Origin of the sequence: Paenibacillus amylolyticus, assembly GCF_003719335.1 — a bacterium.
Classification (GTDB): Bacteria; Bacillota; Bacilli; order Paenibacillales; family Paenibacillaceae; genus Paenibacillus; species Paenibacillus amylolyticus_D.
This window is the reverse complement of the sequence record NZ_RIAS01000001.1, coordinates 335,740-350,174: the sequence shown is the minus strand read 5'-3', so window position 1 is coordinate 350,174 and position 14,435 is coordinate 335,740. Positions and strand designations below refer to the sequence as shown.

Annotated in this window: 14 protein-coding genes; all 14 read left to right on the top strand. The window is 43.5% G+C overall.

The annotated features are described in order from the left end of the window. Positions 1-25 precede the first annotated feature (25 nt). The 14 genes from EC604_RS01490 to EC604_RS01425 all read left to right on the top strand — a co-directional run bounded on the left by EC604_RS01490 (position 26) and on the right by EC604_RS01425 (position 14,426). Positions 26-1,339 carry a hypothetical protein gene (locus EC604_RS01490; protein ID WP_123062435.1) on the top strand — a complete coding sequence of 438 codons (1,314 nt, stop codon included), beginning with the start codon at positions 26-28 and terminating at the stop codon, positions 1,337-1,339. A gap of 1 nt (position 1,340) precedes the next feature. Continuing rightward, positions 1,341-1,709, top strand: coding sequence for a head decoration protein (locus EC604_RS01485; RefSeq protein ID WP_123062434.1), 369 nt, complete (start codon positions 1,341-1,343; stop codon positions 1,707-1,709). A gap of 15 nt (positions 1,710-1,724) precedes the next feature. Further along, a complete protein-coding gene (locus EC604_RS01480) occupies positions 1,725-2,738 on the top strand; it encodes a major capsid protein (protein ID WP_123062433.1) in 1,014 nt (337 codons plus the stop codon). A gap of 14 nt (positions 2,739-2,752) precedes the next feature. Continuing rightward, the gene (locus EC604_RS01475) at positions 2,753-3,163 is read left to right on the top strand and encodes a hypothetical protein (RefSeq protein WP_123062432.1); all 411 of its coding nucleotides are present in this window, start codon (positions 2,753-2,755) and stop codon (positions 3,161-3,163) included. Beyond that, the gene (locus tag EC604_RS01470; protein WP_240036600.1) at positions 3,129-3,608 is read left to right on the top strand and encodes a hypothetical protein; all 480 of its coding nucleotides are present in this window, start codon (positions 3,129-3,131) and stop codon (positions 3,606-3,608) included. The genes EC604_RS01475 and EC604_RS01470 overlap by 35 nt, the downstream gene beginning before the upstream one ends. Then, positions 3,586-4,161: a hypothetical protein gene (locus tag EC604_RS01465; protein ID WP_123062430.1), complete on the top strand. Its 576-nt coding sequence runs from the start codon at positions 3,586-3,588 to the stop codon at positions 4,159-4,161. The genes EC604_RS01470 and EC604_RS01465 overlap by 23 nt, the downstream gene beginning before the upstream one ends. Next, a complete protein-coding gene (locus EC604_RS01460) occupies positions 4,158-4,730 on the top strand; it encodes a hypothetical protein (protein ID WP_123062429.1) in 573 nt (190 codons plus the stop codon). The genes EC604_RS01465 and EC604_RS01460 overlap by 4 nt, the downstream gene beginning before the upstream one ends. A gap of 18 nt (positions 4,731-4,748) precedes the next feature. Next, the gene (locus tag EC604_RS01455; protein ID WP_240036640.1) at positions 4,749-5,177 is read left to right on the top strand and encodes a hypothetical protein; all 429 of its coding nucleotides are present in this window, start codon (positions 4,749-4,751) and stop codon (positions 5,175-5,177) included. A 9-nt stretch (positions 5,178-5,186) separates the two neighbouring features. Further along, positions 5,187-5,393, top strand: coding sequence for a hypothetical protein (locus tag EC604_RS01450; protein WP_123062427.1), 207 nt, complete (start codon positions 5,187-5,189; stop codon positions 5,391-5,393). Between the two features lie 30 nt (positions 5,394-5,423). Continuing rightward, positions 5,424-6,209, top strand: coding sequence for a hypothetical protein (locus tag EC604_RS01445; protein WP_123062426.1), 786 nt, complete (start codon positions 5,424-5,426; stop codon positions 6,207-6,209). 81 nt (positions 6,210-6,290) lie between these two features. Further along, positions 6,291-6,671 carry a hypothetical protein gene (locus EC604_RS01440; RefSeq protein ID WP_123062425.1) on the top strand — a complete coding sequence of 127 codons (381 nt, stop codon included), beginning with the start codon at positions 6,291-6,293 and terminating at the stop codon, positions 6,669-6,671. Beyond that, positions 6,646-6,966: a hypothetical protein gene (locus EC604_RS01435; protein WP_123062424.1), complete on the top strand. Its 321-nt coding sequence runs from the start codon at positions 6,646-6,648 to the stop codon at positions 6,964-6,966. The genes EC604_RS01440 and EC604_RS01435 overlap by 26 nt, the downstream gene beginning before the upstream one ends. Before the next feature lie 12 nt (positions 6,967-6,978). After that, positions 6,979-13,872 (top strand): NlpC/P60 family protein, encoded by a 6,894-nt coding sequence (locus EC604_RS01430; protein ID WP_123062423.1) that lies wholly within the window; start codon positions 6,979-6,981, stop codon positions 13,870-13,872. Continuing rightward, on the top strand, positions 13,872-14,426 hold the full coding sequence (locus EC604_RS01425; protein WP_123062422.1) for a distal tail protein Dit: 555 nt from the start codon (positions 13,872-13,874) through the stop codon (positions 14,424-14,426). The genes EC604_RS01430 and EC604_RS01425 overlap by 1 nt, the downstream gene beginning before the upstream one ends. Positions 14,427-14,435: the final 9 nt, after the last annotated feature.

Below are 14,435 nucleotides of genomic sequence, written 5' to 3'. Positions count from 1 at the left end.
CTATATCAAGGAGGTGAAAAACCAAATGGCAAAACCGTCTGTGGAGCAGCTGTCGAAGATTAATCAAAAGGCACTTGTCCCTCTCACCGAAGAACAAGTCCATGTGTTTCAAGCAAGGATCATCGGAACGAAGAGGATTGATAAGTACAAAATGAAAATAACTCCAAACTTTCTTCGTAAGATGGCTGATCAGGTCAAAGAAGGTGTGGCACTGCTAGTGGACCATCCATGGCAAAAGTGGGAATCACTCTCTTTCCCCTATGGCAGGACCTTCGACAGCCGTATTGTTGAGGAGAATGGTGAACTGGAGCTATACGGTGACCATTACATGGCTAAGGGTCTTGAAGTAAATGGGATATCCACGGATCAATTGGCTACTGGTATTGATGCGGGTACGATCTTCGACACATCAGCCGGCTTTATATCCACCAAGCATAACTGTAGCATATGCGGTGGGGATTACTACCGAAATCCTGATTGTACGCATATCAGGGGATTAGAATACGATGGCAAAGAATGTCTTGTTCTTGCTGATGAAGGTTACATCATGGAAAACTCAATCGTATTCGATGGGGGATATGAGGGAGCTGGTATCACGCGTGGTTCCCTCTCGTCAAAGATTCAAGAAGATAATGAGGTCCAGCATCAAAATGAATATGAACCACTTCCTCTAGATGCGAAGTCGCTGAATGGCGATGGACGCGTCTTTTATTTTTTTAGCAATAAAGGCGGTATGAATGCTTTTGTATCCAAACAGCACCAAACATTAGAACAGGCCAAAACAAAGGTCGAAGGAGATGACACTGTGAACGAAGAACAAAAAGCTGCTTTGGCAGCGGCACAAAATCAAGCTGATGCACTAGCAAAAGCGAATGGTGTACTCGGACAAGTCCGAGCTGCACTTGGAGTTGAAAATGACGCGGACATTCTCTCTAAGCTGACTACACTAAGCTCTCAAGCTGCTGATGGCTTAGTCTACAAGACAAAAGTTACAGAGCAAGCTTGTGGAGCTGGAGTTCGTGCATTGGGTGAGGCATTTAACACCGAAACCATGAAAACCATGCTGTCCCACTTACCGGTATCGGAAATCGAGAAAATTGGTGCGACTTATGAGGCTCAGGCTCAAGTTGCATTAGGTGGCGGCGGTCGTCATACCGAGGGGGATAAACCAGACCTTCCAGCAGGAGCGGCAAATGGAGTAGCTCCGACTAATGCGCAAGCTGCTAGTCAAAAGACACCTGAACAACTCCAAGCAGAAGCTAAAGAAATGGCAAAAGCTGACGCTATCGCCGCGCTCAAAAATACAGGCAGAAGTAATCTGCTGAAGGAGGATAAGTAATATGATTGGATCTCAATACAATGGTGCACCGGGACCTGGTCAAATTCACACGCAAGAATTTGTAGAAGTTCTTGCTTCAACCGAATTGCAAGCGCGGATTCCCGGTGGCGTGTTGCTTGCAAAAGGGAATGGAGTAATTAAGAAAGGAACTGTCCTTGGAAGGGTTACAGCTACCAACAAATTCGTTCCTTATTTATCATCAGCTTCTGATGGTTCTCAAGTCGCTGTTTGCATCTTGGATAATGATCAGGATACTACGCTTACTGATATGGGCGCTTCTGCATGGATCGCTGGTATTTTCACTGAATCTAAAATTACAGGCATTGATACAGCGGCTAAAACAGCGCTGAAGCTTTGCTACTTTGTATAAGGGGGAACAAACTAAATGGCAAACGTACTTGACCCGTACTTTCTAACAGAAGTCGTTGGGAACATTCGTACAGATATTAACAGTTTTAGAGGTGCTCAAATCCTGACAAATGGTGTGGATTTCAAACCGGAACTCGGGCTGACAATTAAATATGATGTGACCTATGATGATACTGGCATGACTCCACCTACTGGACTGAATGACCCTTCACCAATCCACGCTTCTCCAGTTGTGAAACAAATGGAGTTCACCAATCAGGAATGGCGTGAAAAGTCAATCATTGACCGAGAAAAAATTGCAACCCTTCGCAAGCCTGGCAACAGCCTTGAGCAAACTTGGGGTGAAGAATACATGATTGAAAAAATGGTGAATCTCAACCAGCGACTCGAAACACGTTTTGAGTGGATGCGCTGGCAATCACTTACGGGTAGCCTTGTAGTTCCAGCAACAGCAAATAAACCTTCTCGGACAATTGATTACGGCGTTCCGGCGAATAACAAGCCAACAGCCGATGTGCTGTGGAGTAATACTGCAACGGCTGACCCATTAAAAAACATTGATGAATGGCTACTTAAATTCAGGGGAAGTGGAGCAAGAGGCGTTAAAATTGTAGCTAACAAAAAGGTGGATATGTACCTGAAGCAGAACGAAAAGATTCGTGATCTGATTAAATCCACCTACGGCAAAGATATTGTTACGGATGGTTCGCTTTCTGCAATCGTCAACCAAAACCTGAATGGGTTGCAATATGAAGTGTATGATGGTGGATACATTGACGACACAGGAACATTCTACCCATTCATTCCAGACAACGCTGTAATTATCATTGGTCAAGGTATGACAGGCTCCATTATGGACTTGGTGACCAGCCCGAACAATTACGAAGACATCTTCACTGGTCACACTGGAAAGTTTGCACTCGCTAAACTTATTCAAGGCGATCCTGATCAATGGCAATTAATCAATGGAGCAACTGTGCTGCCACGTTTGAAATACGTGAATTGGCACATTTTTGCTACAGTGGCGTAAGGGAGGAATAACCTATGACCATCGTAAAAATTTTGGTTGATGCTGTTGGGGAATACAACGCAGGGGACATTGTACATGATGCCCCTGATGGGATTATTGAGATTGCAAAAAAGAAAGTTCGCAATGCGGCAACTGGAGAGGTATTGGCAGAGATCGTAGAAGGAGATCAAATTTCTACAGACATTCCATCGGAACGAGAATTGAAGCTTCAGGAAGAGCTGGACGAATCGAAACAGCGCGAAGCAGTGTTATTGACACAGATTGATGAACTGCAATCCGCGACCCTGAATAACGATTTTGACGATGAACTGAAGGAATTAAAATCGGTTGCGAAGGAAATGAAAATCCCTGGCTATACCAAAATGGGTATTGATGAGCTGAAAGAGGCGATTGCCGCAACTGGCGGTGACGCCGGTGGCGAATAAGATACTTACGACAGAAACATATCATGAGGAAATCAGAGGGCGTCTCGGTGTTGGTGAGGATGTAATATCCGATACTGACATAGACGCCTTTTCTGTTTTACCAATTGGAGAAGCTCGGGTTATTGCGGCTGTACCAGATTATGTTGAATTAACTGGAACGGATGAGATTTATGTATATGCGGCGGCTGTGTGTATGGTTGCCGCTATACTTGCTCCATCTATGGGGGCAAAAATCAAAAAGACAATGAAAGACTTTGATTTTTCTTTTGAGAATCAAGCCGTTAATTGGAATGATCGCTCATTGAAATTGGTTGATGAGGCCAACGAATTCATTGAATTGATTTCAACTGTTCAAGCTTATTCGAGTGCTCCTTTGTTTGGTTTATCAGGGCCAACTAGGGAGAAGGAAAGGCGGAGCAACGATGTTCAAGGATTTTGTTCATAGACATTCTCCATGTACCGTAAATGGATATGAGGATAAAGTTATTCTGTCAAGGGAAACAAAGGCGACTACGATCCTTGGTAAGGAGTATGTCTATAACGGTCTTTTTTCACCAAAGTCAACGGTGGCACCGGGGGACATTATCCAAAATGATATGACGTTTTTGGTTCAGACCTTACGATTTACCACAATGAAAGACAAATACTGTTCATTGATTAAAACAAACGCAACAATCCAGATTCAAAGATTCACACAGGAGTATGATGATTACGACAACCCAAAAGGTAAGCCTGTTTTCGTTCCTGCGGCATCGGATGTTGTCGGGTTTGTGCAGCATGTTACTGCGCAACTCAAGCAGGAAGACCCGGGACTATTGCCTACAACAACATTGGTCCTTCTCTTACAAACCAACGTTGATGTCAAGGAGCCAAGTGACCCATTGCTGACACAACCTGATCGGATCGTAATTGCAGGAAAAAAGTATCAAGTGGATGTAGTGGATAGAATCAAGTATCCGAACCTATTGTTCATCCAATTATGCGAGGATCGGCGATGATTATAGGTTACGATGCTGAACGTGCAACGAAGGACTTGGAAAATAAGCTGGCTGTTGAAATTACAGGTCTGACGAAAATCATTATGCTTACTGCAAAGACAGGTATCAGGTATTATCCGGCTGTCAGAGAAAGCCTGGCAATGCACATGACTGTGCTGGCGAACCAGATGATATCAGGAGACATCACTGCTGATTACTGGCAAGCTTGGCTTGAGCAGTTTGGTAAAGGGTCGCTTATGGTTGGGCCAAGTCAGAACCCGGGTTTAATCAGCTATATGAACAGTGAGGCATGGAACAAACTGAGGTCAAAGGGAAGTCGGGTAGTCGTAGGCCGAGGCAGAGGAAAGTACCGAGCTATTGACGGAACAGTAAAACAATCTAAAGGGGCATATGCAGGCGTAGATCTGGAGGAGTTGGCAGAGCGGGGTGATCTTGATCCTTCGTTCAAGGCCACTCCTCCTACTTATTTCATGCGTATTGCTCTTGAATCTAATCGTGACCGTATTTTACAGGGGATTAGTCGTGTCCTTACTGAGTTCCCATATCATCGCTACTTTAGGCTACTTTAGGGAGGTGAAGGATTGAGTGTGAAATTGTTGGATGCGGTTCAGCATGCGCTTAAAAGCGACAAGGAACTGATGGAACTTCTTAAACTCGATGTTGTTTCTCCTCCCAAAGAAGTAGTGATGCGGTTTACAAAGGGTATGGAACCTGAGATTACGATTAGCAATGAAACAGTTCCTCATATTTGCCAATATGTCATGCCAGGACGATTTTCCTCGAATCAGTTAGTCTTCGAGGGTAAATTCTGCTTGGATTTTTATGCAGGCACAGGTTATGCGGCGAAAGAGTTATTTGAACGGGCATTCCGGGTGTTGCACGATAAACGTATTACAATGCCAGGGTGGGCGACATACCTTTGTGTATTAACGTATGATGCTGATTTTGCAACTGGAATACAAGGTGTCAAAGGATATAAGGCCATATTTGACGTGGATTATCTCCGAATGAATTGAGGTGAGGATATGTCTGAAGGGAAAACAGAAGTAACAGATGCTAAACAGGAACCTAAGGAAGAATTTCCTGAGCTGGAAAAGCTGGTCCGAGAAAAGATTCGTCTTGCCCAAAAACTCGGCTTGATGGATGGTAAGGAACCAGTTGAAGGATATAAAGAAACGAAGGAATACAAAAGAATTGAAGAGATTGATGCAAGGCTTTGGGAGCTTGTCTAATCAACTCTATACCTGAGGAGGACAAAATACATGAGACCATTAGTTTTTGATGGCGTGGGAACAGTTGTAGCTTATGATTTGGATGGTAAGGTGAAGTATGTCGAAGATAAAGTGACGAAACTTACTTTGCAACTTCAGTTTGACTGGCAAGCAGTTATGGGCGGAGATAGTGGATACGCGTTCCACTATACTGCTGGAGATTTACAGGACAAAGCAAGTATCGAAGTGCCGAGGTATTCTCCAATCATTGCTGATATGTCTCAGGGGGCTACGACAAAGCGTATTACAGATATGGAATTTGACGAGACTGAGCAAGGCTTGTTGGGAACTGACGGTTATACAATCAAGGCTCCTACGAAATATGCCGGGACATTTACGGAAGAAAGTGATCAAGTATACATTGTGGATGTTGATACTGATGAACGAACACTCCTGACGCGTGTAGCATCTACACCAACTGATCAGCAGTATACGATTAGCGCTACAGGAAAAATCGTTTCTTCAGATGCGAATAAAGGAAGAGAGATTCTGGTCACTTATAAATGGTCAAAAGAAGGTACAGAGACGGCGTTTGATGGAAACAGACGTCCAGCACCGTTCAAACTTACTCACCGTTTTGAACTTATTGATGATAAGAACGGAAATCCTATTCCAGTACAGGTAACGATTTTTAAAGCTCTCGGCGGTGGTACATTGGATGTCTCGCAAGAACGTAAAAAACCTAGCACAACTACAATCGATCTTCAAGTTATGGAGCCTGGACGATCTGCTGATAATCCAGAGGGACATGCTATGACAATCAAATTCGGAATCTAAACCAACATATGCAGCCCTGCCGGTAATCGGTGGGGTTCTTTTTTTGGTAATAACTATATTTCAATTCAAAGGAGAATGAACATGAGCGAAGTTGAACAAGTAGTTGAAGGACAAGAAGAGAAAACGTTGGATCAAACATTAAACATTGGTAGCACTGTGAAGCTTGCTAAGGGAATCGAGAAGACAATTCAATTAGGAACGATCAAATTAATTCGGGAAGTGCGTCAGCATGCAAAGCACCTCAAAGGAATTCGTTTTAGTTATGCCATGGGACGAGATGCGACTGAAGCAGAACAAATAGGAGATCAGGAGATTCCTGCTTTTGACTTCCCAGCTATTGAAGAGGCTTATAAAAAAGCATTCAATATGATTTTTGTTGAAGGATTAACAGATGAAGAATATGACAAGGTGGACGAGGAGGGCATTCGGAAATTGGATGGAGTATTGGATCGATTTCTATAAAGAATCTTTCCCTCCAGACCCTGATGCTGATGAGGACGAAGAAGATTCAGCGGATGGAGAAAACGAACATACAGGCACGGACTGGATGGGACTGTGGGCGCTCTGTATCAGTAACGGAATATCTGATTCAGAGTGGCCTAGTATGACCATTCCTAAAATCAGAGCGCTGATGAAAGAAAAACAACGTTCTCGTGAGTTTGAAATCGCAATTCATGGCGGACAAGTTGAAAACAAAAAACCGAAGAAAGCAAAATTTTTATCTGATCTTGGTTTCTTTCAACCGAATCCGAGATAGAAAGGGGGAAATATGGCAGAGGGTACGAATAGAGATGTCGTTGCTGCGCGGATAAAATTAGAGACTGGTACAGTATTACAATCATTTAAAAACATTGATACAGGCGCTAAAGGTAATGCAGATGCGTTCAAGGCTCTGAATGCTGAGTTATCAACTGCTGAGAAGTCATACAAGAATATATCATCAGCAATGGATAAGATGGCCTTAACTGCGGATCAGCGACGTCAAAAGATACTCGCTGAAGTTGAAGCACAACATAAGCAGAAACTTGCACAAACCGCTTTACTTGGCGCAAAGGCTCAACAATTGGAACAAACGAATCGTTTGATTGATGCTAAGATGCAGGCGCAGCAAGCATTGATTAAACGGCGTAACCAGCAGATTGAGCAATCCGAACGTGAACATCAACAAAAGATGCAGATTCTCCAAAATCGATCTGTTAAATCCGGACAGGAGGCTGCAAGGGCAACAGGTGCAGGGACGGATGACCGAACGAGAGAGCGCGTACTCCAAGAGGAACAAAAAATCCGTATGGCTATCACTGAGCGGCAACGGAGAGAAGAAGCTCTTAGAGAAAAAGTATTGCAAGAAGAACAACGGATCAGACAAGCCTTGTCTCAAACTGAACAGCAAACTAAACGGATGGGGTCCACAATGGACGCTGTCTCTAAAAGTTGGATCGGTAAATTAGGGGACATGGCCACACATGCAGTAGTATTCCACACTATGTATAAGGCGATGCATGAGGTTACCCAGGCTGCCAAAGAAGGTCTGGTTGATATTGAATCCAACATGGCAGGATATGTGCAGACAAATGAACACTATTTTGTTCATTTTGAAGACGGAACAAACAAGATGGTCATGGATACCCAAAAGCTGAATCGTGAAACAAAAGCCTTTATCCTAACGGCTCATGAGTTAGGGTCAAACATCTTGGATGTAACGGAATCAGCACGGCTTTGGGGCAGGATGTACAAGGATGTTAACGTTGTCCAAGAACTGGTTCGTCAATCTACTAAGTTATCCACGGTGGATATGGTCGAACTTGAGGATGCGACCAAGTCCATGGAGTCTGTAATGTCCCAATATGGGGTTCACATTACAAATGCAAATGAAGCTATGGTCATCGGTAACCGTGTTCTGGATTCTTGGTCCAAGGTTGCTCATGATACGATGGCCCCGGCTCGTGATCTTGGAGCGGCAATTCAGCGTACTGGTAAGATTGCAGCAGAAACGGGTGTATCCTTCGATGTGATGAACGGGCTTATTTCCTCCGGTGTACGTAACACTGCGTTGTCCGGGGAAAACCTCGGTAACATGTGGAAAACAGTTTTAGGTACAATTCGGACAGATAAAGCAGTGGATGAGATTGAACGTCTTGGTGTTAAAACCAGAGAGGTAGTAGACGGGGTTGAACAGTGGAGGAAGGCAGAAGATATTCTGTTGGATCTCTCGATCCAGGTAACGGATAAAAACTACGATCTTACGCAGTCTTATGCAGATATCTCCCGAGGGGTTTACCAGTATGCAAAATTAGCCGCTTCACTCAATGTTGGGGATATCTTGCTGGGTACTGCTGCATCTGTCGGTTCTTCTGGATCAACAATGCAGTACTTGACTGTTCAAATGGATACGATCCAACGCAAGGCAGCTCAAACCAGAACGTCTCTTCTTGAAATATTTAACACTGCTGGCGAAGATGGATTGCGCCAAATGATTAAAGACGTACTAGACGGAATTGACCAACTCTTGATTGGACTGACGAAGATTCCAACAGGTGTCTATGCTGCAGCCGCAGGTTTAAGCGGTTTGCTGTTGGCGTACAAGGCTCTGAGCGGTCCGATTACATCTGTTATAGCGGCAATTCAAGTTTTGAATGCGGCAAAAGCACAGGAGACCGTCACAACAGTTGCAAGTACAGCTGCAACAGGAGCCAATTCAACAGCGAATACAGTCAATATTGTTTCAAGTGAAGGTGTAACCATCTCTACAGTGCAACAGACTGCCGCAAGAGAGGCGCAAACGGTAGCTACCTCTACGGCAACAGTGGCGACAGGTGCATTAAGTAGGGCGCAGGCTGCGGCTACTGTCACAATGGCTGCTGCGACCGCTGGACTCTCTTTGCTGGTTGGGGCTATAGCTATTTTCGCAATGAAGAGTGGTGAAGCTGAAAAAGCCGAACGTGATCGGATTCAAATGATGAAGGACAATGATTCCGCTAGTCAACAAATGATTAGTCAGTATCAACGTCAGATTGATTTGTTACCTAAGATGGTCAACGCTCATAACTCCTTAAAAGCTATGATTGATGGCGGAACGTTGTCCACAAGCAAGCAGGAGCAGGCTAAACGTCAACTGGAAGAGATATCTAAAGCTCTGGCCATGACTATTGGTAAAGAAGGATTGGCACAGCTTGAAGCGGCAGGATTCACAGATGAGGCTACTAAAACACAGATTGCTGCTCTTAATGCGCTGATAGACAAGCAGAGGGAAGCCAGAAAAGCTGTATTAGAAGACCAGAAAAACGGTTTACAAAATCAAATGAATGATAATATCGCTGCTATTGAAAAAACAAAGGAGAAGATAGAATCTCTTGAAAATAGTTTGATCGCTGGCGGCGTGGAATTTATGAAAAACATATTCAGTTTCAAAAGCGTGGACGAATCATCCAACCAACTGGAGAATTTACGATTAAAGCTGGACTCTTTAGAAACCAAAAATCGTGAACTTGAAGCTTCATTAAGTGACGCAAATGTTCAAATGCAACAAATGACTGTCGAATCTGTTGAAGCCCAAAAAGAAACGGATGCATTAGCTGGGATAAATGGAAAGGCATCGGATACGATTGAAGAACTCACCGAAAAACTGGTTGAACAGACTAAGGCTCTCCGAGAGTCCGTTCAAGCGAGCATTGCTTCTGTTTCTGAACTTAACCAGGTTGCGGACACTCTCTCCAAAGGACAGTCATTAAGTGCATCCTCTGTGGCAGAATTAATTCTCAAATATCCTGAATTGGCTTCTCAGATCCGCAAGACAACGGATGGGTGGATCTTTGAAGGACAAGTATTAGAAAAATTACGGCAGGCCAAAGTAAAGAAAGCTATTGATGATCTGAAAGCGGAGAGGGATTCAACACGAGGTGTAGCACTAGAGAGTTTGAAACGGATTCAATTTTATGGGCAAGAGTTTAACTCCATTACAACCTTTGCTGAAGCACGCGAAAAAATCAAAGATATTGAGAAAGAAATTGCTGAACAACAGAAGAAGAACTCTTCTGAATTAAATAGCACACAACTTATGAATCAAGGCATGGCTAATTTCCTTCAACAAAAAGCAAACGAGCAACTTGAGGCAAAAAAACAAAAACTTAATGAGTTGAACGGTGTGATTAAGCAATATGCTGATCAACTCCAATTGAGCAATGATCAAATTGAAGCCATGACGAAGCTTCTAGAAGATGACACTTACGGGGTAGAAGACAATAACAAGGCCAAAAAAGAAACCGTAGAAATTATGACAGACTTACAGAAAGCTATTGAGGGTTACAATAAATCTCTGGAAAAGTTGGATTCTCAACAAAAGCGGGTCGCAAAGTCTTCTAAAGAGTACCTGGATATTCTTGCTCAAAAGCGTACCGCGCTTCTGGAGGAACAGAAACTCTATGAGCAAGGTTATAATGATCCAGCTCAATTAGTTTCTTCTCAGTCAGAGATTGCTACCGGCGGTGGCCCTTCATCCAATATCACATCCATGTTGTCTAACGCTATCAATTTGGCGAATTCAGGCGTGATGAAGTATAAACAAATACCAGGTAACTTTAACGGTTCGTTCGATGAGTTTAAACAACGGGCCTATTCGGACTGTTCGCAGTTTGTTCAGGAGATGTTCGAAACAATTGGAGTTCAACTTCCTCGTACTGCCGCAGAACAGGCTAAATCTGGACTTGCTGTAACTAAAAACAACTTGCAGGCTGGAGACCTGGTGTTTTTTAACACGACCGGGAAAGACAATTCACATGTAGGCATCTACATGGGCGATAGCAAATTTATTCAAATGGGTGAATCGGGATTAAAAGTCTCTGACCTTAACAACAGCTATTGGGGGCCGAAATATAACGGAGCTACCCGTGTACCGGGAATGTCCATCGAGAATGCTTATCCAGGAACAACGAACATGTCTCAAGCGAATAATAGAGTGAAGTATGCAGGAAAGTACGCATCCGAGGTAAATGCGGCAGCTAGTAAATTTAATGTTGATCCATTCCTAATCGCTGCTGTCATGGAACGTGAATCATCTTCTGGAGCCACGGGAATTAAGAACGTCATGCAAGTAAATGGGATGAATGGCGCTACGCCTGAACAGAGCATCAATGCCGGTGCTAAAATACTTGCAGAGTTGCTCAAAAAGTCCGGTGGCGATGTGAAGATGGCCCTTGGCGGTTACAACATGGGTTCCGGAATTATTGACTGGTTTTTGAAATCAGGCGGTTATAACCAGGCAGATATGCAAGCATATTCCGACAAATATAAAAAAGTCTACAACAGTAAAGTGTATGGTGATGTGGGTTACGTAGATAAAGTAATGGCAACGTATGCTCCTCAAAAGGTGACTCCACCAACGCAGAAACAGTTGACAGATGCGAAAAGCACTGCTGACAAAGAACTACTTCGTATTAGCGATGAATTGTACAACATCGATGTATCGGAATTGGAAAGTAAGCTCGGCATCAAGGATATGAAAATATCAGACAAAGAGTTGGCGCTAAACCAGTCTGAAGCACGTCAGAAGAACATGAAGAAAGACACCAAAGAGTATAAGACTGAGTACGAGTTACAATTGAAATTGAAAACAGAAATTCAGGCGCTGATGCAGGAACAACGTCAGATGATCGAACAATCTGGGCTGAAATCAGATGAGTTGATTAATAAGCGCCGAAGCTTAACTGAGAAAATCGGGGATGTGCAGGCTGAGAAAGAAGATATGAAGGATCAGTTCGCTAGTGACCAATTCGACACAGCCAAATCCAATATGGAAGCGCGAGTTGAACGTATGCGGCAACAAGGTCGTTCGGAAATGGAAATGACCAAGACGCAACTTCAATTCTTTCAAGGACAACTTAAGAACACTGCTTTATCAGAGGAGCAACGTGTTGAATCTGCTAAACAAGTGTATGACTTGACCAACAAGGTTACAGATCTAAAATTCAAGAATTCTACGAATTGGATTGATAAGCAAACGGACCAAATGGAACGTCAGGGTAAGTCGGAAGTTGAGATTTATCAGATGCAGGCAGAGGCATACAACCGTATGCGAAATGATACCACGCTAAAAACAGAACAACGGGCGGAAGCCGAAAAAATGTATCAAGATACTTCCAAAAAATTAATTTCTTCTCGTTATGAGTTTTCCGAAAAGTGGATGACCAAAGAAGCGATGCAAATGGAAATGTCCGGTGGTCAGAAAGTAGATATCATGAAGTGGGAGCTTCAAGAATATCTCAAGATGCAGGCTGACAAGACCCTATCGGCAGAACAATTGTGGGACCTTGAACAGAAAATTTATAAGCAACGCAACGACTTAGATAAGGAATACTATTCTGCAGCTGAGAAGCGGATCAACCATTTGAAAGCCATTGGAGAAATGACCACTGAACAAGAGCTTACTGAGTATATGAAGCTTCAATCTTCGTATCTAGCAGGCACTGATTTACGGATGGATGCAGACGAGAAAGTGTACGACCTAAAGAAAAAACTCATGGATGAGATGACTAAGGCCGTATCCGAATCGGTAACTAAGCAGAAAAAGTTACTGGACAACGCACGGGATGAGGAAATTAAACGGATTCAGGCGGAAAAGGATGCTTTCACTGCGGCTCAAGAAGCAAAGATCAAAGCTATCGATGATCTCATTCAAGCAATGGAAAGAAATAATGACCAAGATGACTACGAAAGACAACGTGCCGAAAAGGTAGCTCGTCTTGAAGAACTTCAATCTGCTGTAGGCCCTGAGGGAATCGCTGAACGTAAACAGGTTCAGAAGGATATCGAAGACTTAGATCGGGAACACGGACGGAAACTTGCTAGGCAGGCTCTGGAAGATCAGAAAACAGCCTTGCAAGAAGAAAAAACGACCCGCGAAAAAGATTTTGACGATAAGATTCAGAGTGCAAAAACTCATTACGACGATCTATCGGCAGCCTTCGATGAATTCTCGTCTAACACTGAACTTTCTGCGGAGAACCTGAAGAATATCCAAATCTTGAAGGAAAGCGAGAAAAATGAAACGATTCTTGGTATGCTTGATGCATTTATTTTAGAGTATCAGTCTCGTCTTGATAGGATCGCCTCGGCAAGCGCTGAAGTTGGCGGTATTGATGTCACAGGAGGTGGATTGGCACCGGGTACGGCATCTAAAGACCCTTATTATCAAAAGGATATTGATCTATACACATATAACGCTAACAAAGATGCTTGGAATGCTGCCAAAGCCCGTGGGGATGCAGCGACAATGAAAACCCTTCAAGAGCAGAACGATGCTATACGCCAAAAGTATGGAATTGAAAAGGATACTGGTAAACTTCAACACTTCTCTGAGGGTGGTGTTGTCAAAGGACCTCGCGGAGCGGCTGTTCCTGTCATTGCACACGGAGGAGAGATATTCCTGAATGATCGACAACAGGACTCGCTATTCAAACTCCTAAATCTTCGGATGCATAATCTCGCATTCACAATGCCTGAATTCTCTGTTCCTGATGCTTCATATGGAGTAAATGCGGAGCGGGGCGGTAGCCATATCGAAATAAATTCAGGAGATACTTATATTGCGGACGAATCAACAGCGAGAGTCTTTTGGAGTGAACGTGATAATGTTGTTCGTAGGATGCAGGCAAGGGGAGGTAAAGGCTGATGATTGACGCTACAGCGGACGGTAAATCCTTCCGATCAATCGGGCTTGGTCTGAAAAAGCATAACATTCCAGTATTGCCCCCAACGAGAGATTACAGTGTTGAGATTGCAGGCCGTGACGGAGAAATTGATTTCGGAAGCACCTACGGTCCGAGAGTAATAAATCTGGAATGTGTCATTATGGCTGATGATGCAACGCTTGATTACCATAGGAGAGTCGCCCAAGTGGCGGCTCTTTTTAATTCTAAAAAAGGGGATATCGTGTTAACGTTTGAGGATTTACCTGGAAGAAGATACATCGGGAGATACGCTGGAACTATGGATATCGAAAAAATAATATTCGATGGAGAACTGACAATACCCTTCAAGATGGGAGAACATCCATTTCCAGAAAGTGCAGAAAATTTGAAGGAAATCGTAATTACTAATTCCCCTCAAACCGTATCTGTTACGTCATCAGGAGACGAGAAGGCGAGTCCACTTATCGTATTAACGAATCAAGGGACGAACGTCATACGGAAGTTTAGAATAGCAAACGAATATTTAATCGAGTAGGAGGGTTTA